Annotated in this window: 17 protein-coding genes and 2 pseudogenes; 6 read left to right on the forward strand and 13 right to left on the reverse strand. The window is 70.2% G+C overall.

Going from position 1 to position 18,821, the window contains the following annotated elements; genetic code table 11:
- Together J1C73_RS27600 and J1C73_RS27605 are read left to right on the forward strand one after the other, a co-directional pair.
- Positions 1-288, forward strand: a pseudogene (locus tag J1C73_RS27600) (helix-turn-helix domain-containing protein); the annotation flags it as partial.
- A gap of 32 nt (positions 289-320) precedes the next feature.
- Positions 321-1,229, forward strand: coding sequence for a hypothetical protein (locus J1C73_RS27605; RefSeq protein ID WP_207318768.1), 909 nt, complete (start codon positions 321-323; stop codon positions 1,227-1,229).
- A 75-nt stretch (positions 1,230-1,304) separates the two neighbouring features.
- Here the strand turns inward: J1C73_RS27605 and J1C73_RS27610 are convergent, their stop codons facing one another.
- The 3 genes and pseudogenes from J1C73_RS27610 to J1C73_RS27620 all read right to left on the reverse strand — a co-directional run bounded on the left by J1C73_RS27610 (position 1,305) and on the right by J1C73_RS27620 (position 4,003).
- Entirely contained in the window at positions 1,305-1,619 is a 315-nt protein-coding gene (locus tag J1C73_RS27610) for a hypothetical protein (RefSeq protein ID WP_207318769.1), read from the reverse strand.
- Between the two features lie 127 nt (positions 1,620-1,746).
- A pseudogene (locus J1C73_RS27615) lies at positions 1,747-2,181 on the reverse strand (DUF5753 domain-containing protein); the annotation flags it as partial.
- Between the two features lie 664 nt (positions 2,182-2,845).
- Positions 2,846-4,003 (reverse strand): acyl-CoA dehydrogenase family protein, encoded by a 1,158-nt coding sequence (locus J1C73_RS27620; RefSeq protein ID WP_207318770.1) that lies wholly within the window; start codon positions 4,001-4,003, stop codon positions 2,846-2,848.
- Positions 4,004-4,177: 174 nt separating this feature from the next.
- Here J1C73_RS27620 and J1C73_RS27625 point away from each other — a divergent pair, with 174 nt between their 5' ends.
- Complete coding sequence (locus J1C73_RS27625) at positions 4,178-5,521, forward strand: UDP-glucose dehydrogenase family protein (RefSeq protein ID WP_207318771.1); 1,344 nt, start codon at positions 4,178-4,180, stop codon at positions 5,519-5,521.
- A 59-nt stretch (positions 5,522-5,580) separates the two neighbouring features.
- On the opposite strand, the gene J1C73_RS27630 is transcribed toward J1C73_RS27625, so the two are convergent.
- Positions 5,581-6,093 carry a CGNR zinc finger domain-containing protein gene (locus J1C73_RS27630; protein ID WP_207318772.1) on the reverse strand — a complete coding sequence of 171 codons (513 nt, stop codon included), beginning with the start codon at positions 6,091-6,093 and terminating at the stop codon, positions 5,581-5,583.
- 109 nt (positions 6,094-6,202) lie between these two features.
- Here J1C73_RS27630 and J1C73_RS27635 point away from each other — a divergent pair, with 109 nt between their 5' ends.
- Complete coding sequence (locus tag J1C73_RS27635) at positions 6,203-6,562, forward strand: VOC family protein (RefSeq protein WP_207318773.1); 360 nt, start codon at positions 6,203-6,205, stop codon at positions 6,560-6,562.
- Between the two features lie 40 nt (positions 6,563-6,602).
- Here the strand turns inward: J1C73_RS27635 and J1C73_RS27640 are convergent, their stop codons facing one another.
- Genes J1C73_RS27640 through J1C73_RS27650 form a run of 3 tightly spaced genes read right to left on the reverse strand, consistent with a single transcriptional unit; the run spans position 6,603 to position 9,470 of the window.
- Positions 6,603-7,796, reverse strand: a complete 1,194-nt coding sequence (locus J1C73_RS27640; protein ID WP_207318774.1) for a dipeptidase — start codon at positions 7,794-7,796, stop codon at positions 6,603-6,605.
- A gap of 7 nt (positions 7,797-7,803) precedes the next feature.
- Positions 7,804-8,343 carry a 5-(carboxyamino)imidazole ribonucleotide mutase gene (purE, locus tag J1C73_RS27645; protein WP_123459716.1) on the reverse strand — a complete coding sequence of 180 codons (540 nt, stop codon included), beginning with the start codon at positions 8,341-8,343 and terminating at the stop codon, positions 7,804-7,806.
- Positions 8,340-9,470: a 5-(carboxyamino)imidazole ribonucleotide synthase gene (locus tag J1C73_RS27650; RefSeq protein WP_207318779.1), complete on the reverse strand. Its 1,131-nt coding sequence runs from the start codon at positions 9,468-9,470 to the stop codon at positions 8,340-8,342. Before J1C73_RS27650 ends, purE begins: the two co-directional genes overlap by 4 nt.
- 244 nt (positions 9,471-9,714) lie before the next feature.
- Here J1C73_RS27650 and J1C73_RS27655 point away from each other — a divergent pair, with 244 nt between their 5' ends.
- Entirely contained in the window at positions 9,715-10,293 is a 579-nt protein-coding gene (locus J1C73_RS27655) for a GtrA family protein (RefSeq protein WP_242644785.1), read from the forward strand.
- A gap of 141 nt (positions 10,294-10,434) precedes the next feature.
- On the opposite strand, the gene J1C73_RS27660 is transcribed toward J1C73_RS27655, so the two are convergent.
- Both J1C73_RS27660 and J1C73_RS27665 read right to left on the reverse strand, forming a co-directional pair.
- On the reverse strand, positions 10,435-11,700 hold the full coding sequence (locus J1C73_RS27660; protein WP_123459719.1) for a sensor histidine kinase: 1,266 nt from the start codon (positions 11,698-11,700) through the stop codon (positions 10,435-10,437).
- Positions 11,701-11,715: 15 nt separating this feature from the next.
- Complete coding sequence (locus J1C73_RS27665; protein ID WP_018524728.1) at positions 11,716-12,393, reverse strand: response regulator transcription factor; 678 nt, start codon at positions 12,391-12,393, stop codon at positions 11,716-11,718.
- Positions 12,394-12,813: 420 nt separating this feature from the next.
- Between J1C73_RS27665 and J1C73_RS27670 the strand changes: the two genes are divergently transcribed.
- Entirely contained in the window at positions 12,814-14,310 is a 1,497-nt protein-coding gene (locus tag J1C73_RS27670; RefSeq protein WP_207318775.1) for a peptide MFS transporter, read from the forward strand.
- A 77-nt stretch (positions 14,311-14,387) separates the two neighbouring features.
- On the opposite strand, the gene J1C73_RS27675 is transcribed toward J1C73_RS27670, so the two are convergent.
- The 4 genes from J1C73_RS27675 to J1C73_RS27690 are packed head-to-tail and all read right to left on the reverse strand — an operon-like array spanning position 14,388 to position 18,640.
- On the reverse strand, positions 14,388-15,761 hold the full coding sequence (locus J1C73_RS27675) for a hypothetical protein (protein WP_207318780.1): 1,374 nt from the start codon (positions 15,759-15,761) through the stop codon (positions 14,388-14,390).
- A 38-nt stretch (positions 15,762-15,799) separates the two neighbouring features.
- A complete protein-coding gene (locus J1C73_RS27680; protein ID WP_207318776.1) occupies positions 15,800-16,933 on the reverse strand; it encodes a hypothetical protein in 1,134 nt (377 codons plus the stop codon).
- Positions 16,930-17,928, reverse strand: a complete 999-nt coding sequence (locus J1C73_RS27685; RefSeq protein WP_207318777.1) for a COG1470 family protein — start codon at positions 17,926-17,928, stop codon at positions 16,930-16,932. The genes J1C73_RS27680 and J1C73_RS27685 overlap by 4 nt, the downstream gene beginning before the upstream one ends.
- A 43-nt stretch (positions 17,929-17,971) precedes the next feature.
- Entirely contained in the window at positions 17,972-18,640 is a 669-nt protein-coding gene (locus tag J1C73_RS27690) for a peptidase (protein WP_207318778.1), read from the reverse strand.
- Positions 18,641-18,821 lie beyond the last annotated feature (181 nt).

The following is an 18,821-nucleotide window of genomic DNA, read 5'->3' on the forward strand; positions in this document are numbered from 1 at the left end:
GCCACCTGGCTCGAACGCGACAGCCACCCCGACACCATCCGCCACGCCCTCACCACCGACCTCCCGGTCCCCCTCAAGCACCCGGCGAGGCTGCTCCGGCACCGGATCACGACACGCCTGCCGGCCCCGCTCCCCGGCACCGGGGACCTCGCACCACAGCGCCGCAAGGTCGTCGTCATCCCGCTCCAGAACTGCGACACCTGCGAGCGGGCCTTCCGCGCCACCGAGCCGGGACACTGCCGCGACTGCCGGGCGGATCAGCCAGACGTCATGCACAGAGCCGCGTGACGTATACCCACCCTCAACCCGAACGGACCTGCATGGTCAGCTCACCGCACGAAGCGATGCACCGCATCTTCCAGGAGTACCCGGGTCTCTTCTCCCGCGTGTCCGAAGTGCTGGGCATCGACATCCCGCCACCCACCTCGGTCACCATCCTGCCCACCGACCTCACCGAAGCCCGACCCGTCGAACGCCGGGTCGACACCCTCCTGCGCATCGAAACGCGGGACGACGGGCCCTTCCTGCTCGCCATCGAGGCCCAGGGCAAGAAGGACCTGCGCAAGACGACCAGCTGGCCCTACTACGTCACCTACCTGCACAACAGATACGGCGGCCTGCCCGTCCTGCTCCTGGTCGTCTGCCAGGACCACGCCACCGCCGAATGGGCCGCCCGGCCCCTCACCATCGGCCTCCGCCAATGGCAGACGCTGACCCTCAACCCCCTCGTCGCGGGGCCGCACAACATGCCCGTCATCACCAACGTGGCCGATGCCCGCAAGGACCTCGCCCTCGCCACTCCCGCCGCCATCACACACGCCGACAATCCGGACGTCGGTGCCATACTGAAAACGCTGTCCGCCGCGCTGCGGGAGGCACCGGAAACCATCACCGACCCCATCGTCGAACTCACCGCACAGGGACTGGGCAACCGCCCGGCCGCACAACAGTGGAGGAACCTGGTGGCCGTGGATACCTCTTTCTACAAGTCCTTCCTGTCGGAGGAAATCCGGGACGAAGGCCGGGCCGAAGGCCTGGACAAAGGTCTGGCCGAAGGCCTGGCAAGGGGCCTCCTACTGATCTTCGAAGTACGCGGCATCGCCGTCACCGACGAGATCCGCGAGAAGATCACCAGCTGCGGCGACCCCCAGCTCCTCAACCGGTGGCTCGAACACGCAACCACCGCCTCCTCCGCCGAGGAAGCCGTCGGACAGTCGCAGGTGGACTGACAGAGCCCCATGCGTACGGCCTCCGGCGTGACACCGGAGGCCGTAATGCCGCAGGTGGCCGAGCGGAACACACCCTCAGGACGTGCCGCTGCCCTGCCGACCACCAGTCGCGCGCCGACTCACCATCATCACGATGAGGCCGATCAGCAGAAGCACGCTGCCGGCCAGAGTCCCCCACTGGCGGGTGCCGGAGTCGCTGAGGACCAACAGGAACAGCACCTGCCAGCACAGCGCGCAGGCAACCATCAACTGACCCCAGCCGTAGAGGCGGGGGCGGAGGATCGGCAGCCGGTTCGTGGGGAGCACCCACCCACGAGCAACCGCCGCTACGCCGGAGGCGGCGATGAGCAACGCCACCAGGACAAGAGGTATGGCCAGGTAGAACTTCATGATCCCTCCCGAGGCACCGGACCCGCGCCCGACGCCAACGTGATCATGTCACCCGCCAACAATCCGGACGTCGGTTCCGTACTCGAAGAACGCTGTCCGCTGCGCTGCGAGGTGTCATCGTCGCTGGTCAGCCGAGGGATGCCACCGCGTCTGCGATGAGGGAGCGGGCGGCTGCTCCCCGTGCAGCCTGCTGTGAGAGACGTTCGAAGGCTCGGTCGTACAAATCGACTTGGCTGGGTTGCGTGAGCGTTGAGGCGGCGTCCAGAGTGTCGGCGTGCACCCTCCGGTCGTCGAAGATCGTGAAGGTCGGCATGGGCCACACGGCCCGTTGCTGCGAGAACGGGACGATGCCCACAGCGACGTTCTGAAGGTTCATGACGCCGAGCAGGTGCCCAAGCTGCGCCGCCATGGTTTCGGCACTGCACGGCCGATATCGCAAGACCGACTCTTCAAGCACGAATGAGAACCGGCGCCCGCCCTTGCTCAGCACCTCGTTGCGTCGCATACGGGCCGCCACGGCGTCGCTCACGTCGTCCGGGGTTCCTCGGAAGTCCGCGATAATGGCCTGCTGGGAAGCATGGACGCTGCCAACTGAGCGGCACTGTCCCGGTTTCCGGCCGACGTTCATGTCTGCACTGCGCGTGCTGAACTCGTCTCGGGAACTGCGACGCTGACCAAAATACGAACGCCCCTGCCGTTCTTGGCAGAGGCGTTCGTTATTATTGTTCGAGCGACTCAGAGCAGTGCGCGGAAGGGGTTGGAGTCGATGAGCGGTTCTGGCCGCTTCACGGGCTTGAGCTCCGGAGCCTGCTCGGGCGTCATGCGGTAGGCGTCCAGTCTGACGACCGTTGCGCGGTTCTCCGCACGCTCCGCGCCGGCCGGCCGGTCTTCTCTGCCCGTTCCACGGTCACGACGATTCCGGGCAGTTCCTTATCTTCGAAGGAGCCGAGCAGCGCGGCCGGGCCGCCATCGCAACGATGCTGACGCCTGGCGCTGACGACCCCACGGAGGTGTCAGGGGTCGCCTGATCGACAAACGACAACAGCCCCCAGCGCGATGCCGGGGGCTGTGTTGTTTGTGCTGGTCAGTGGGCGTTTCCAGCCGGGCATCCGCCCAGGATTCCCCCAGCACGACGCCCAGGAACGGCCCTGATCGGGCCGCGACGGCCGAGAACCCCAGGGCAGCCCCCTGGACCCTGAAAGTCCCGCCGACCTGCAAAAACCTTGCTATGGCAGGTTCCGGGCCATGACGATCCGCTGGACCTGATTCGTGCCCTCGTAGATCTGGGTGATCTTCGCGTCCCGCATCATCCGCTCCACCGGGTAGTCCCGCGTGTAGCCGTAACCGCCCAGCAGCTGGACCGCGTCCGTGGTGACCTCCATCGCCACGTCGGAGGCGAAGCACTTGGCCGCGGCGCCGAAGAAGGTGAGGTCGCTGTCGAGGCGCTCGGACTTGGCGGCGGCCGAGTAGGTGAGCTGGCGGGCCGCCTCCAGCTTCATGGCCATGTCGGCGAGCATGAACTGGATCCCCTGGAAGTCGCCGATCGGCTTGCCGAACTGCTTGCGCTCCTGGACGTAGCCCTTGGCGTAGTCGAGCGCGCCCTGGGCGACACCGAGGGCCTGGGCGGCGATCGTGATGCGGGTGTGGTCCAGGGTCTTCATCGCGGTGGCGAAGCCGGTGCCCTCCTCGCCGATCATGCGGTCGGCGGGGATGCGGACGTTGTCGAAGTAGACCTCGCGGGTCGGGGAGCCCTTGATGCCGAGCTTCTTCTCCGGGGCACCGAAGGAGACACCCTCGTCCGACTTCTCGACGACGAAGGCCGAGATGCCCTTGGACCGCTTGGTCGGGTCGGTGACGGCCATGACCGTGTAGTACTCGGAGACGCCCGCGTTGGTGATCCAGCGCTTCACACCGTTGAGGACCCAGAAGTCGCCGTCGCGGACGGCCTTGGTCTTCATGCCGGCGGCGTCGGAGCCCGCGTCGGGCTCCGAGAGGGCGTACGAGAACATGCCGTCGCCCTTGGCGAGCGGGCCCAGGTACTTCTTCTTCAGGTCCTCGGAGCCGGACAGGATCACCGGGAGCGAGCCGAGCTTGTTCACGGCGGGGATGAGGGAGGAGGAGACACAGGCGCGGGCCACCTCCTCGATCACGATGACCGTGGCGAGCGCGTCGGCACCGGCGCCGCCGTACTCCTCCGGTACGTGGACGGCGTGCAGGTCCGCGGCGGTCAGGGCGTCCAGCGCCTCCTGCGGGAAGCGGGCCTCCTCATCGACCGCGGCTGCGAACGGGGCGATCTTCGCCTCGGCGAGCGCACGCACCGTCTCACGGAGCATCTCGTGCTCCTCGGCCGGACGGTACAGGTCGAAATCGGTCGAACCCGCCACGACTCTCACTCCCCAGGATGCTAACTACCGTTAAGTAACCCAATTTTAGGCGCCCGCCCCGGCAGCGGCATAGGAGAGGGAGCCGTGAGCTTCGCGACAGCCGGAATGGAGCGATTCAGAGGCAGGACTATGCTCGTTCACCGCACGTCTGTCCGCATCTCACAGGAGCACTACATGGCCCTCAGGATCACCGTGATCGGCACCGGCTACCTCGGCGCCACCCACGCCGCGGCCATGGCGGAGCTGGGCTTCGAAGTGCTCGGGCTCGATGTCGTGCCCGAGAAGGTCGAGCTGCTGTCGGCCGGCCGGGTCCCGATGTACGAACCGGGACTGGAAGAGATCCTGAAGAACCATGTCGCGGGCATCGAGGGCTCCAGCGGGCGGCTGCGCTTCACCACCTCATGGGAAGAGGTGGCGGAATTCGGTGATGTGCACTTCGTCTGCGTGAACACCCCGCAGAAGCACGGCGAGTACGCCTGCGACATGAGCTACGTGGACAGCGCCTTCGAGTCGCTCGCACCGCTTCTGACCAGGCCCGCCCTGGTGGTCGGCAAGTCCACCGTGCCGGTCGGCTCCGCGGCCCGGCTCGCGGCGCGGCTCGCTGAGATCGCGCCCGTGGGCGACGCGGCCGAGCTGGCGTGGAACCCGGAGTTCCTCCGCGAGGGCTTCGCCGTCAAGGACACGCTGCACCCGGACCGAATCGTCGTCGGGGTGCAGAGCGAGCGGGCCGAGAAGCTGCTGCGCGAGGTGTACGCCGTACCGGTCGCGGAGGGGTCCCCGTTCGTGGTGACGGACTTCCCGACCGCCGAACTGGTGAAGACCTCGGCCAACTCCTTCCTGGCCACCAAGATCTCCTTCATCAACGCCATGGCCGAGGTCTGCGAGGCCGCCGACGGCGACGTCGTGAAGCTGGCCGAGGCGATCGGCCACGACGAGCGGATCGGGAAGAAGTTCCTGCGCGCGGGCATCGGATTCGGCGGCGGCTGTCTGCCCAAGGACATCCGCGCCTTCATGGCGCGCGCCGGCGAACTGGGCGCCGACCAGGCGCTGACCTTCCTCCGCGAGGTCGACTCCATCAACATGCGGCGTCGCGGCCACATGGTGGAGCTCGCCAGGGAGGCCGTCGGCGGCGACTCGTTCCTCGGCAAGCGGGTGGGCGTCCTGGGCGCCACCTTCAAGCCGGACTCGGACGACGTACGCGACTCGCCGGCCCTGAACGTCGCCGGGCAGATCCACCTCCAGGGCGGCCAGGTCACGGTCTTCGACCCGAAGGGCATGGACAACGCCCGCCGCCTCTTCCCCACGCTCGGTTACGCCGAAACGGCGCTGGACGCGGTGCGCGGCGCCGATGTGGTGCTGCACCTGACGGAGTGGAGCGAGTTCCGCGACCTGGACCCGGCGCTGCTGGGCGAGGCCGCCGACCGCCGGATCATCCTGGACGGGCGCAACGCGCTGGACCCCGTGGTGTGGCGCGAGGCCGGGTGGACGTTCCGGGCGATGGGGCGGCCGAAGGCCTGAACCCCGGGGCCCGGGGGATCAGGCCTCCGGGCCGAGGCGGGCCCGCGCCGGCCCGTTCCTCAGCCGCGCTTCGCGCGGTAGGTGCGCATCTTCGCGCGGGCGCCGCACACCGACATCGAGCACCAGCGGCGGCGTCCCGCCGGGCTGCGGTCGTAGTACGCCCAACGGCAGTCCGCCGCCTCGCACGCCTTGAGACGGGCCCAGGTCCCGTCCGCCGACGCGGTGGCGATGGCCGCCGCGACCCGGGCGGTCAGTCCGGGCGGCTCCTCGACGGGACGCAGCGCCGCGGCGCCCGCCTCGTCCACGGTGACGCGCAGGGGCGCGTCGGCGAGCAGCCGGTCGAGCGAAGACACCGCGTCGCCGCCGGGCGGGATGTGGCCGGCGTGGGCGAGACAGACGGTGCGCAGGGCCTCGCGCAGAGAGCGGGCCGCCGGGGCGTCCGGCTCGGCGATGGCGAACGCGGCGCGCCCGTCGACCGTATCGAGGGTGTCCGCACCGGTCTCGACGTCCAGGGTGTTGACCAAGGCTTCGATCAGCGCGAGTCCGCCGGGTGCGGAATCCCTCTCATTCATGGTTGCGACGTTACCTCCATTGAGGGAGCATGCAGTAACGGTTACCGGTTGGGCCGCCTTACCAGTAACCGTGCGACCGACATCTGCATCTGCCCGAGGAGGAAACGTCATGGCTATTGCCGTACTGGGTGCCGTCGTTCTGGACTGCCCCGATCCCGTCGCTCTGGCCGGTTTCTACGCCGAAGTGCTCGGTGGCAGGATCGAGCAGCAGGGGGACTGGGTGGACCTCACGGGAGGCACCGGCACACCGCTCGCCTTCCAGGCCGCGCCCGGCTTCGTACCGCCGCAGTGGCCGCGTCCGGACGGCTCGCAGCAGTTCCATCTGGATCTGACCGTGCAGGATATGGACGCGGCGGAGCGGGAGGTCCTGGCGCTGGGTGCGACGGTGCTCGAAGCGGATGACCGGGAGCGCAGCTTCCGGGTGTACGCCGATCCGGCGGGGCACCCGTTCTGTCTCTGCGCCGGTTAGCCGGGGCGAGGCGGCTGGACGCCCCGGCCCCGGTGCGAGCTCAGGCCGTCGGGGTGTCCAGCTGTTCGATCGTGGCGTGCGACGGGCCGCGGCGGGCGGACAGGTCGCGGGACACGTCCTGCGCGGCGCGCAGCACCCGTACCGCGTTGTGCCAGGTGAGCTTGGCCAGGTCGGCGGCGGACCAGCCGCGCCCCAGCAGCTCCGCGATCAGGTTCGGGTAGCCCGCGACGTCTTCCAGGCCCTGCGGGAGGAACGCGGTGCCGTCGTAGTCGCCGCCGATGCCGATGTGGTCGATCCCGGCCACCTCGCGCATGTGGTCGAGGTGGTCCGCGATCGTCGCGACGGTCGCCATCGGGCGGGGGTTCGCCGCCTCGAACGCGGCGTGGACCTTCATGCCCCGCTCGGTGGTGTCCAGGTGGTGCAGGCCCTGGGCGCGCATGTTCTCGTCCGCGGACTGCGTCCAGGCGACGGCCTCCGGCAGGACGAACTTCGGCACGAAGGTCGCCATGGCGATGCCGCCGTTGGCCGGGAGCTGCGCGAGGACGTCGTCGGGGATGTTGCGCGGGTGGTCGCAGATCGCCCGCGCCGAGGAGTGCGAGAACATCACCGGTGCGGTGGACGTGCGCAGGGCGTCGCGCATCGTCGTGGCCGCCACGTGCGAGAGGTCGACCAGCATCCCGGTGCGGTTCATCTCCCGTACGACCTCGTGGCCGAACGGTGAGAGCCCGCCGACACCCGGGTCGTCGGTCGCCGAGTCCGCCCAGGCGATGTTGTCGTTGTGGGTCAGCGTCATGTAGCGGACGCCGAGGGTGTGCAGGGCGCGCAGGGTGCCCAGCGAGTTGTTGATGGAGTGGCCGCCCTCGGCGCCCATCAGGGAGGCGATACGGCCCTCGGCGCGGGCCGCCTCCATGTCGTCGGCCGTCAGCGCGCGCCGCAGGTCGGCCGGGTGGCGGGCCAGCAGTTCGGCGACCGCGTCGATCTGCTCCAGGGTGGCGCTGACGGCGTCGTCGCCCGCCATGTCCGACCGTACGTAGACGGACCAGAACTGGGCGCCGACGCCGCCGGCGCGCAGCCGCGGGATGTCGGTGTGCAGATGGGCCGACTGGTCGGTGGCGATGTCTCGGGCGTCCAGGTCGTAGTTGACCTGTTCGCGCAGCGCCCACGGCAGGTCGTTGTGGCCGTCGACGACGGGGTGCTCCGCGAGGAGTTCCCGGGCCCGCTCCAGCTGGTCCATCACTGCCCTACTTTCCGAAGCCGAAGGAGTCGGCGCCCCGGACCTTGGTGCGCAGGCGCTTGCCCTTCTCCGTCGCCTGGTCGTTCAGCTCCTTCTGGAACTCGACCATGCGGGCCTGCAGCTCGCTGTCGTGGGCGGCGAGGATGCGGGCCGCCAGCAGACCCGCGTTGCGTGCGCCGGCGACCGAGACGGTGGCGACGGGGACGCCCGCGGGCATCTGCACGATGGAGAGCAGGCTGTCCATGCCGTCCAGGTACTTCAGCGGGACCGGTACGCCGATGACCGGCAGCGGGGTGACCGAGGCGAGCATCCCGGGCAGGTGGGCGGCGCCGCCCGCGCCCGCGATGACCGCCTTCAGGCCGCGGCCCGCGGCGTTCTCCCCGTACGCGATCATTTCGTGCGGCATGCGGTGGGCGGAGACGACGTCCACCTCGTAGGGGATCTCGAACTCGTCGAGGGCCTTGGCCGCTGCTTCCATGACGGGCCAGTCGGAGTCGGAGCCCATGACGATGCCGACGACCGGTGCGGCGGAGGCGGGGGAAGTCATTCGGTGATCGTTCCTCGCAGGTAGTCGGCCGCGTGCCGGGCGCGCTCTCGCACATCCGCCAGGTCGTCGCCGTAGGTGTTGACGTGGCCGACCTTGCGGCCGGGCTTCACGTCCTTTCCGTACATGTGGATCTTGAGCTGCGGGTCGCGGGCCATGCAGTGCAGGTACGCCTGGTACATGTCCGGGTAGTCGCCGCCGAGGACGTTGCTCATGACCGTCCAGGTGGCGCGCGGGCGCGGGTCGCCGAGCGGGAGGTCGAGGACGGCCCGGACGTGGTTGGCGAACTGCGAGGTGATCGCGCCGTCCTGCGTCCAGTGCCCGGAGTTGTGCGGGCGCATCGCCAGCTCGTTGACGAGGATGGCGGGCTTCCCGTCGGCTCCCCGGACCTCGAACAGCTCCACCGCGAGGTGGCCGACCACGCCCAGCTCGGCCGCGATCCGCAGCGCGAGCTGCTGGGCCTCGCCCGCGAGCCGCTCGTCCAGCCCGGGGGCGGGGGCGATGACCGTGTCGCAGACGCCGTTCACCTGGACGGACTCGACGACCGGGTAGGCGACGGCCTGGCCGTGCGGCGAGCGGACGATGTTGGCCGCCAGCTCCCGTACGAAGTCGACCTTCTCCTCGGCGAGGACCGGGACACCGGCCCGGAAGGGGTCGGCCGCGTCCGCCTCGGAGCGGACCACCCAGACGCCCTTGCCGTCGTAGCCGCCGCGCACGGTCTTGAGGATGACGGGGAAGCCGCCGGCCTCGTGGGCGAAGGCCGCGGCGTCGGCCGGGTCCTTCACGATGCGATGGCGGGGGCAGGGCGCGCCGATCTCGGTGAGCTTCGCGCGCATCACCCCCTTGTCCTGGGCGTGCACCAGCGCGTCGGGGCCGGGGCGCACGGGGATGCCGTCCGCCTCCAGGGCCCGCAGGTGCTCGGTCGGCACGTGCTCGTGATCGAAGGTGATCACGTCGCAGCCGCGCGCGAAGGCGCGCAGCGTGTCCAGGTCGCGATAGTCGCCCACGACGACTTCGCTCACGACCAGGGCCGCCGAGTCCTGAGCGGTGTCGCTGAGGAGCTTGAACTTGATGCCGAGGGGGATGCCCGCCTCGTGGGTCATACGGGCGAGCTGACCGCCACCGACCATGCCGACTACCGGGAACGTCACTCCTCCAGGGTATCCGCACGCTCCGGGGCCGCCCGACGATGCCCTGCGAAGGAAACGCGGCGGGGGCTGAGCGGGGGCCTGGGCCGTACCGGAACGGGTAGACGGATGTCACAGCCTCGCCACACCCCTGCCGGTACTCCCGGGCGGACGGCGGACGGGCTGGTTAGCATGGCCGGGTTGACGGAACCTGAAGACGAACCGACAGACGGGCTGAGCAATCACCATGAGTGAACGGGGCGCACTGCGGGCCCGGCTGGATCTGCTGGCCCGGGAGATCGCCAAGTTCGGCGTGGTCGGTGCGGTCGGTCTGGTCGTCAATATCGCGGTATCCAACCTGCTGTGGCGCTACACGGCCATCCCGACGGTCCGGGCGGGCCTGATGGCCACGTTCGTCGCCATCCTCTGCAACTACGTCGGCTTCCGCTACTGGACGTACCGGGACCGCGACAAGAGCGGCCGGACCCGGGAGCTGACGCTGTTCCTGCTGTTCAGCGCGGTGGGGGCGGTCATCGAGACCGGGGTGCTGTACGTGGCGACGTACGGGTTCGGCTGGGACAGCCCGGTCCAGAGCAATGTCTTCAAGATCATCGGGATCGGTATCGCGACGTTGTTCCGCTTCTGGTCGTACCGGAGCTGGGTGTTCAAGGCGCTGCCTGCCAAAGAGGCCGTGCTGAGTGAGCCTGCGGGGGCGGGGGCCGTGCCTGCGCCTACGGGCCCGGCCGCGGCTGCCCCGGCTGCCTCGGGGGCGGCGCCCGTGCCGGCTCCCGTTGCGCGGGTCCAGGCGGATCCGGTGGGGCGGTAGCGGGCGGATCCATGGCCCGAGGGTGTCCGGGCGGACGCTCTGTCCTCACCCGCCGGACGGGCTTGATATTGCCGGCGTCGGCCTGGAAGAGGCGGGCCGGGCTCCGGTCGTGCGTGTGCTTCGGCTGAACCGGATACGGCCCTACCTCACCGGGCGTTCCGGTTCTTTTCTGTTCAGGGCGACTCGGCTGAGGAACAGGGCGAAGACCGGGGGCTGCTGCTGGAGCAGTTCCAGGCGGCCGCCGTCCGCCTCCGCCAGGTCCCGGGCGACCGCGAGGCCGATGCCCGTGGAGTTGCGGCCGCTGATGGTGCGCTCGAAGATCCGCGCACCCAGGTCGGCGGGGACTCCGGGGCCCTCGTCCGTCACCTCGATGACCGCCTGGTTTCCGGTGACCCGGGTGCGCAGGGCGACCGTGCCGCCACCGTGCATCAGCGAGTTCTCGATCAGCGCGGCCAGCACCTGCGCGACCGCGCCCGGCGTACCGACGGCTCGCAGCCCCTGCTTGCCGGAGCGGACGACCGCGCGGCCCTCGCTCCGGTAGGCCGGGCGCCACTCCTCGATCTGCTGCTTGACGACCTCGTCGAGGTCGAAGACGACGGCCGAGCCGGTTCGCGGGTCCCGGGCGTTGGTCAGCAGCCGCTGCACCACGTCCGTGAGCCGCTCGACCTGGGTGAGGGCGATGTTCGCCTCCTCCTTCACCGTCTCCGGGTCATCGGTGACCGAGATCTCCTCGATCCGCATGGAGAGCGCGGTCAGCGGCGTACGGAGCTGGTGGGAGGCGTCGGCGGCGAGCCGGCGCTCCGCGGTCAGCATCCGGGCGATCCGTTCGGCCGAGGAGTCGAGCACATCGGCGACCCGGTCCAGCTCCGGCACCCCGTACCGCTTGTGGCGCGGGCGCGGGTCGCCGGAGCCGAGGCGTTCCGCGGTCTCGGCGAGGTCGGTGAGCGGCGAGGTCAGCCGGTTGGCCTGGCGCACGGCGAGGAGGACCGCGGAGATGATGGCCAGCAGCGCCACCGCGCCGATGATCATCAGGGTGCGGCCGACCTCGCGGGTGACGGCGGAGCGGGACTCCTCAATGGTGACCTGCTCGCCGTGTTCGCCCACCTGGGTGGCGCTGATCACGCTGCCGCTGGGGCGCTCGCCCACCTCGATCGGGGCCCGGCCGGGCATCTTCACCAGGGCGTAGCGCTTGTCGTCGACCTGTTCGGCCAGCACCCCGGGGTTGATCCGCTCGGAGCCCAGGAGCCGGCTCTCGATGACGCTGATCACCCGCAGCGCCTCGGAGTCGACGCTCTCCTGGGCACTGCTGCTGATGGTGCGGGCCTCCACGATGACGAGGGAGACGCCGAAGACGGCGATCACCACGAGCACCACGGCGAGGGTGGAGTTGATCAGTCTTCGGCGCATGAGTGTGTCTGTACGTCAGCTCTTCTCGAAGCGGAAGCCGACGCCCCGGACGGTGGCGATGTAGCGCGGATTGGCGGCGTCGTCCCCGAGCTTCTTGCGGAGCCAGGAGATGTGCATGTCGAGGGTCTTGGTGGACGACCACCAGGTGGTGTCCCAGACCTCGCGCATCAGCTGGTCGCGGGTGACGACCCGGCCCGCGTCGCGCACCAGGACCCGCAGCAGGTCGAATTCCTTGGCGGTGAGCTGGAGTTCCTCGTCGCCCATCCAGGCCCGGTGCGACTCGACGTCGATCCTGACCCCGTGGGTGGCGGGCTGCGGAGCGGGCTCGGTGGCCCCGCGGCGCAGCAGCGCCCGGACCCGGGCCAGGAGCTCGGCCAGCCGGAAGGGCTTGGTGACGTAGTCGTCGGCGCCGGCGTCGAGGCCGACGACCGTGTCGACCTCGTCGGCGCGGGCGGTCAGCACCAGGACCGGCACGGTGTGGCCCTCGGCGCGGAGCCTGCGGGCGACTTCGAGGCCGTCCATCCCGGGCAGCCCCAGGTCGAGTACGACCAGGTCGATGCCACCCTGGAGGCCGGCGTCGAGAGCGGTCGGACCGTCTTCGCGGACCTCGACCTCGTAACCCTCCCGACGCAGGGCGCGGGCCAATGGCTCCGAGATGGATGCGTCGTCCTCGGCGAGCAGTACACGGGTCATGGAGTGATGGTAGTCCGCGCAGCGGACCAGGAGTGAGGTGATCCAAGAGCCCTGCGGGTCTGCGCCCCGTTCGCGATCAGACCTTCGAATATGGGAGCGTGATCACACTCTGACCTGTGATTCATGTCTCAAGTCCTTCCATATCGGGTTCTGTCATGTCGTATGGTGTCTCAACGCCTGTTGCACGACTCAAAGACCTTTGGGCAGCTATTAGCGCCAAGGGTCTCTTTTGTGTGCAGGACTGGTACCCGCCAGTCCGGAAGTCTCAGTGAATGACCTGTGGGCCGGGCCCGGAACGCCAATGAAGGCACCGGGCGTGGATCCCGACGCGGTGGGCGTACCCGCGTCGGTGCCGGCCTCCCCCCACCGGGCGCGTACCGCTGCAAGTGGCGACGCGTCCCGAGCAAGCAAGGATCGACCATGGCGTCCAGCCTGACGAAGGACCCTGCCAGTTCCCCTGGCGTAGAAAAGACCTTCCTCGGCCACCCCCGGGGCCTGGCCACGCTCTTCATGACCGAGATGTGGGAGCGCTACAGCTTCTACGGCATGAAGGCGCTGCTCCCGCTGTACCTGATCGCCCCCGGCGGCATGCACATGAGTGCCACCACGGCGACGGCGATCTACTCCGTCTACATGGCGATGGTCTACCTGCTCGCCATGCCCGGCGGCTGGATGGCCGACCGCTTCTGGGGGCCGCGCAAGACGGTCTCCATCGGCGCCGGTGTCGTCATCCTCGGTCACATCACGCTCGCACTGCCCAACGCGGCGTCCTTCTTCGCGGGTCTGGTGCTCGTCGCGCTCGGCTCCGGCCTGCTGAAGGCGAACATCTCCACGATGGTCGGCCACCTCTACAACGGCCCGGAGGACCCGCGCCGTGACGGTGGCTTCACGCTCTTCTACATCGGGATCAACCTGGGCGCCTTCCTCGCCCCGCTGTCCATCGGCACCATCGGCGAGAAGGTCAACTGGCACTTCGGCTTCGCGCTCGCCGCGATCGGCATGGCGCTGGGCCTCGCCCAGTTCCTGCTGGGCTCGCGCCATCTGAGCCGGGAGAGCGATGTCGTCGCCACTCCGGCGACCGCGCAGGAGAAGAGCTCCGTCCTGCGCAAGGGCCTGATCTGGCTGATCGTCGCGACCGTCTTCTACGGTCTGCTCGCCGTCACCGGCAACTTCGCCGACTGGGCGCTGCTGCCGATCACCATCGCCGGTCTGGTCATCCCGGTCGCGGTCCTGGTCCGGATGAAGCGCGACAAGGACCTGACCGAGGTCGAGCAGTCCAAGCTGTCGGGCTACATCTGGTTCTTCGTGGTCGCCGCCGTCTTCTGGATGATCTACGACCAGAACGGCTCGACCCTGTCGATCTTCGGTGAGAACTCGACCACGAACAGCCTGTTCGGGTTCGACTTCCCCACGTCCTGGTACCAGTCGCTGAACCCGGTCTTCATCATGGCGGCGGCCCCCGTGGTCGCCTCGGCGTGGCTGTGGCTGAACAAGCGCGGCAAGGAGCCGAGCACCGCCGTCAAGTTCGCCTCCAGCCTCACGCTGATCGGCATCTCGTTCATCGTCTTCATGATCCCGCTGATCGACACCGCGGCCAACGGCGGCCGGGTGAGCCCGATGTGGCTGGTGGCGATCTACTTCATCCAGACCGTCGCGGAGCTCTGCCTCTCGCCGGTCGGCCTGTCGGTCACCACGAAGATGGCCCCGGCGAAGTACAGCTCCCAGATGATGGGTGTCTGGTTCCTCGCGGTCACCGCGGGCGACTCCCTGACCGGTCTCCTCACCTCCCCGCAGCTCGACGTCGACCTGAACACCTCGGCCGCCGTCGCGGTCGAGGCGATACTCGCGGTCGTCGCCGGCTTCGGCATCTGGATGTACCGCAGGAAGGTCACGAAGCTCATGGGCGACGTGAACTGACCTCGCCCTCCACGGGGAAGGGGCCTTCGCACCGAGCGGTGCGAAGGCCCCTTGCCTTTGTGCCGTACGGGTTCAGCTCACCGGCCGGACCGCAGCCTGCGCCACGGGGTGAACGTGAACACCGCGCCGCCCAGCAGGATCGCCGTGCCGGCGACCAGGCCGAGTGCGCGCAGGGCGCCGTTGTCCTCGGCGCCGGTGGCCGCGAGACCGCCGCCGGAGGCCGTGCCACCGGCCGCCGCCGCTCCACCGGAGCCCGCGGTGTCACCGCCGGACGCACCGCCCTGCTGGGCGGTGGTGTCGAGTTCGAGCGACGCCTTCGCGGCGCCCTTGACCGTGCACGGGATGTTGATCTTCGAGACGCCGAGCGTGACGTCGATCGTCAGGGTGCCCGGGGTGAGGGTGGACTTGCCGGAGGCCCCCGGCTTGTACGTACCGGTCATGTCGGGCAGGTCGACCGGCTTGCCCGTCTTCAGGGGCTCGGGGTTCCCCGGTCCCTTGACGGCCACGGAGCCCTTGTCGGCGCCGCCGATGACGATCTGCATGGACGGCTTGAGCGCGCCCGCGGGCAGGTCCGCCGGGCTGTCCATCACGCCCTTGGCCGTCTTGACCGTGAGTCCGTAGCTGCCGCCGTTCTTCTTGGCGTTGATCGTCACCTTGGAGGCGATGTCGGGCGGGCCGGGCGACTTGCAGGTGAAGTTGACGGCGACCTCCTTGCCCGGGAAGTCGGTGGCACCGCCGGTGCCGCCGGATCCTGCGGTGGCGCCCCCGGCGTCCGTACCGCCGGTGTCGCCGCCGGTGGCCGTGCCCCCGGTGTCGGTACCACCTGCGCTGGTCGTGCCACCCGCCGTCGTCCCGCCGGCGGTCGTCCCCCCGGCAGTCGTCCCGCCGGCGGTCGTCCCCCCGGCAGTCGTCCCACCGGCGGTCGTACCCCCGGTCGTGCCCCCGCCGCCGTCCGTGACCTTGATCGTCGCGCCCGGCTTCACCGTCTCCTTCGGGGAGCACTTGGTGTCCGTCGAGATCGGCTTGGAGACGTTGATGTTGTACCCGTCCGGCGTCAGCGTGAGGTCACCCGCCTTCTCCAGCTTCAGCGATCCCTTCATGTCCGGCAGGATCATCGCGGAGTTCTTGGGGATCGGCGGGTTCTGCCGCGGCCCCTCCATCTTCAGGTCGCCACTGGCGGCGCCGCCCAGCTTGACCGTGCCGGTCGGCTGGACGGTGTCCTTGTTCAGGTCCAGGACATCGGGGTTCTTGGAGGCGGCCGCGACCGTCTTCCACACCACCTCGACGGTGTCCCCGACCTTCGCCTCGGCGGGTGCGGTCAGCTGCACCTGGGTGGTGCCCTGGACGGCCGGCAGTCCGGAGATGGCCGGGGGTATGCACTCCGTCTTGTACGAGATGTCGGCGGCCTGGGCAGGGCTGGCGGCGAACAGCATGCCCGCCCCGCCGATCATCATCGCGACTCCCGCCGCGACCGTCCTGCGTTGCGTACTCACGAATGTCCCTTCGTCGTCGGTCTGTGCTCTGACGGTGCGGAATCAGGGTTGAACCACGGCAGCACGGCCGTGGTGGTGCTCGCGCCCGTCGCGGGCGCGGGGCCCTCGGACGGCGCGGGTGCCCGCCGCAGCCTCGGCAACCGGGCCGTCACATCGGCGAACCGGTCGGGGCCCCGCCGCGACCGGGCCGCCGCGTGCGCGGAGCGCGGCCGTACCTTGTCGACGACCGCCATGCCGATACGGAACACGGCGGCGGGCACGACGAGGCAGAGCAGGATCCAGAAGAGCGTCACGCCCCACGGGCGGCCGACCCCCCAGGGCTGTTCGGCCAGCACCTTCGTGCCGAACTTCAGCGAGACCTGGTAGTCGCCGTGGGCGCCCGCCGTCAGCTCGACGGACAGCTCGATCCGCGCCTTGCGGCCGGGCTCGATGGTGCCGCGCCACTGCCGTTCCTCCCACTGCGGGGCGTAGACGCCGTGTGCGGTGCCGACCTCGAAGACCGGGTCCTTGACCGCGGCGGAGCCCAGATTGCCGACGGTCAGGACGAGACGGCGCGATGCCGGGGCGCCGAACCAGGTGAGGATGGTGCTGTCGCCCTCCAGCCGGGTGGTGGCGAGGACGGCGAGCTTTCCGTCACCGGTCTGCTTGGGCAGTGCGGCGACGGGGTGCCCGGCGACGACGAACACGGCGTCGGCCACGGACTGGTCCCCGGTGACCGTGGCGACGTGCACCACGCAGGGGCAGGGTACGGGCGGCTCCGCGACCGGCAGCTTCTTGGCGAACGCGCCCTTGGAGTCGGTGGTGACGGCGCGGCCGTCCGCGTTGGCGCAGGAGTTGGTCCCGCCGATCACCCCGCGGGCGGGGCTGGACTGCCCGCAGACCAGCATCATCAGCAGGGTGTTCGCCCGCCAGCCGCTGCCCTTGACGGTGATCTCGCCACCCTTGCCCGCCTGCTTCCCGGAGAGCGTGACCGCCGGTTTCGGGTCCGCGGCGCTGCGGCCGGTGGCGTGGGCGCCGGTCGCGGTCAGCAGCAGGGCGGGCAGTATCGCGGCCAGCAGTGCGGCAAGCAGCAGGGCCGCCCGCCCGCGGCCGCCGCTCCGGAGTGCCGCCGGTCCGGTCCGTCCAGTCACGATTCCGCTCCCGCCTTCACCAAGTGCCTCTCGTCGGAATGCTGTTGATGGTCAGGTGACGGGACGGCCCCGTCGTCGTGCCCGCTCCGCCGTACTCCTCGCCGGCGCCGGTGGGCGTACGTACCCGCGGCGGCCCCGGCCAGGAGCAGCAGCGCGCCCCCGGTCACCGGCACCCACGGGACGAAGAGCGCCGGGGCCGTGGCCTCGCTGTGCGCGCCGCCCGCCGCCGTGACGCGCAGCCGGACGGTGGCGGAGTCGAGGGCGGGGGTGTCCCGCCACGGTTCGGCGAGCCGTACCCGCTGTCCGGGCAGCAGCTCGACGGGCAGGGTGCGGGCGCCGCGTCGCAGCAGGGCGGCGAACACCCCGTCGGCGCTGACGGCGAGACGGGGCGCGAGAACCGCGTTGCCCCGGTTGACCAGGGTGTAGTGGATGGCCCGCCCGGACACCGTGACGTCCTCGACCGTGAGCGCGGCCAGCGTCGGCCCGCCGACCCGCAGCTGGACCCGGACGCCCACCGAGCGGCCGCCGCTCTCGGCGACGATCGCGCCCGGGTGGTCACCGGGCAGCGCGTCCTGGGGCACGGTGACGGAGACGGGCACCTGCGCACGGGTCCGGCCGGGCACGGTCACCTCGGTGGCGGCCGTCCGCAGCCAGGCCCCGGTACCGGTGGAGCCGTGCGCGCCGCGTACCGCGAAGCCGCCCTTCGCGGTGTTGTACGCGTCGGCGCCGCGCAGCCGTACGGTCACCGGCTCCGGGCCCGGGTTGGTGACCGAGAGGCGGTCCTGGAGGACGCTGCCGGGCAGGCCCTCCAGGTAGAAGTACGGTCTGCCGCCGTCCCGGCCCGCGCCGTTCGCCGCGGGCTGCGCCGTCCACGCCGGGGCGGCCGGGTGCTCGCCGGCACCGGCCGCCGCGGTCATGGCGACGGCCCACCACAGGGCGGCGAGCAGCGGTACGGCAAGGGCGGATCGGGTGGCGTGACCGGTCAACGGCGGCATGGGCGGCTCCCTGGTGCGTGACGGCGGCGGCGGTTCGCGGGGGTCAGCCCGTGGCCCGCTGCCCGCGCCTGGTCAGCCACAGCACCCCGGCCGCGCCGGTAAGCAGCACCGTGCCGCCGAGCGTGCCGAGCGCCACCGCCGAGTCGAGCGGGCCGGTCTTCGGCAGCGAGGTGTTGGCATCCGGTGCGCTCTGCGCGCCTGCGCCGGCGGCCTTGACGTCGAGGGAGAGCGAGGGGCCCGGGTTGTTGGACGGGGTGCAGGTCGTCGTCGTACCGAGTGCCTTGATGGTGAGCACCCCGGCGGTGAAGTCGACCTTTCCGCTCTTCTTCGGGGTGTACGTCCCCGACAGGTCACTGATCTTGATGGGGCTGTTGGCGGGGATCGCGGCCGAGTTGGCCGCTCCGGCGACCTGGACCTGGCCCGGGTCGGCGCCGCCCACCTTGATCACCGCGCTGGGGCTCATCGCCCCCTTGCCCAGTTCGACCGGGCTGGAGGAGACGCCCTTCTGGAAGGACATCGTGAGCTTGTAGCCGCTGCCGCTCTTGACGCTCTTGATGTCGATGGGCGACACGGCGGCCTTGTCCCCGATCGGGGTCTTGCACTTGTAGTTGACGTCGACGACCGTCGCGTGAGCGGCGGGCGCGGCCATCAGCACCACCGCCCCCGCCAGCCCGGACGCCAGCGCGAGAGCTGTTCGCTTCTGGTACGACACCTCGAATTCCCCTCCTGCCGGGAGTCGCCGTGCGCCGCTTCCGCGCGGCCCAAATAGCTGACGACACATCAGATTTGGCGCTCAAGGTACGCCCGGGGCCTTGTGGAGGGAAGACAAAGAGCGCGCCGATCCGGCGCGCTCTTCAAGGGGCGTGGGGCCCGGGGGGGTACGGCCCCGGGGC

Origin of the sequence: Streptomyces laculatispora (genome assembly GCF_017353455.1) — a bacterium.
GTDB lineage: Bacteria > Actinomycetota > Actinomycetes > Streptomycetales > Streptomycetaceae > Streptomyces > Streptomyces laculatispora.